2 protein-coding genes are annotated in these 1,506 nt (G+C 66.1%); both read left to right on the forward strand.

Annotation, left to right across the window (positions count from 1 at the left end):
• On the forward strand, positions 1–299 hold a 299-nt coding region (locus tag EB084_25230), incomplete at its 5' end, for a hypothetical protein (GenBank protein NDD31567.1).
• A gap of 447 nt (positions 300–746) precedes the next feature.
• On the forward strand, positions 747–1,506 hold a 760-nt coding region (locus EB084_25235), incomplete at its 3' end, for a hypothetical protein (GenBank protein ID NDD31568.1).

A 1,506-nucleotide genomic window follows, 5' to 3' on the forward strand; every position in this document is an offset into this window, starting at 1 on the left:
CGCAGCTGCAGGGCAAGGTGATGTCGGCCTACGGCGAGATGAGCGACAACACCGCCGCCGACTACAACACCAAGGTGCAGTGGTCGCTGCTCGAGGTGCAGCTCGACGGCCAGGGCAACGAGACCGGCACCATCCCGCTCTCGAACACCATCGCCACCATCTCCCAACCCGTCGGCCAGACCCTGGGCGGCGTGCTCACCATCAACGCGGGCGCCGGCACCCTCAAGCGCATCCGCATCGTGGGCACCGATCAGGCCACGGGCAAGACCGGAAAGGCCGACTTCCAGCTGCAGCTATAGGGCTGAGGGGGAGACGGCGAGATGACGGGGGGAGGGGAGCCAGGCTCCCCTCCCCCCTTTTCGTGCTTCCCTTGATTGTACCGGGAGAACGCCCGGAACAATTGAGGGAAGGCGCGGGTGTCCCCCCGCAGTTGAGCACAACTACGCTCAACCCCCCACAGTTGAGCACATATACGCTCAACACGGCGCAGTTGAGCACATTTCAGCTCAACACGGCGCAGTTGAGCACATTTCGGCTCAACACCCCACAGTTGAGCACATTTCGGCTCAACCCGACGCAGTTGAGCACATATACGCTCAACACCCCACAGTTGAGCACAACTACGCTCAACACCCCACAGTTGAGCACATCCACGCCCCCAAAGATAACGCGCATTTCACGATGTCTTGCGCCTCCTTTCAGGGCGACCCCCTACCATGGAGTCAACCACACGAAGGGTCTGGCCCATGATCACCACCGCCCCGTCGCTCGCCTCATCGCAGCCTTCGACCCCCACCCCGAGCCGCTGGTCGGTGACGCCCGACGAGTGCCGCATCGAGCTCGACATCCCTTTCCTCTCCGACCCCACGCGCGACGATGACGCCGATCGCATCAACCAGGCCGTCGCCGATCGCTTCCAGGCGGCGCGGGCCAACTTCATCCCCAACCCGGGCTGTGCCACATCGCTCACGGGGGGAGGCCAGGTGGCCTACGATGACGGGCACCTCACCGCGGTGACCCTGGCATTCGATGGGTACGCCGGTGGTGCGCACCCGAACCCGTGGCTCGAGACGGTGCTCTATGACGGCGACCAGCATCGTGAGGTGAAGCTGCCCGAGCTCTTCACCGAACGCGACAAGGCCCTCCCCACCCTCGCCGCGCGCGTGGCCGACTGCTTGAAGAACGAGCCCGACGTCGACGAGTCGTTCATCAGCCAGTGCGTGAGCGGAAGCGCCGAGAACCTCAGCGCCTTCCAGCCCACCGCCGACGGCCTGCAGTTCGCGCTCCCCGCCTACCGCAGCGGACCCTTCGGCGCGGGCATGTTCGACAGCGCCGTGCCCTACGCCGACCTGCGCGGCATTCTCGACCCTCGCGGCCCGCTGTGGCGCCAGTCGGCCCCCTTCACGTTCGAGGGCGCTGACGGACCCGCGCGCAAGCAGAGCTTCGAGCGACTCGTGGCTGCCCACCGCGCGCCCGGAACCGGAACGCCAACCGCACCCGACCCCA

This window comes from Pseudomonadota bacterium (genome assembly GCA_010028905.1).
GTDB lineage: Bacteria > Vulcanimicrobiota > Xenobia > RGZZ01 > RGZZ01 > RGZZ01.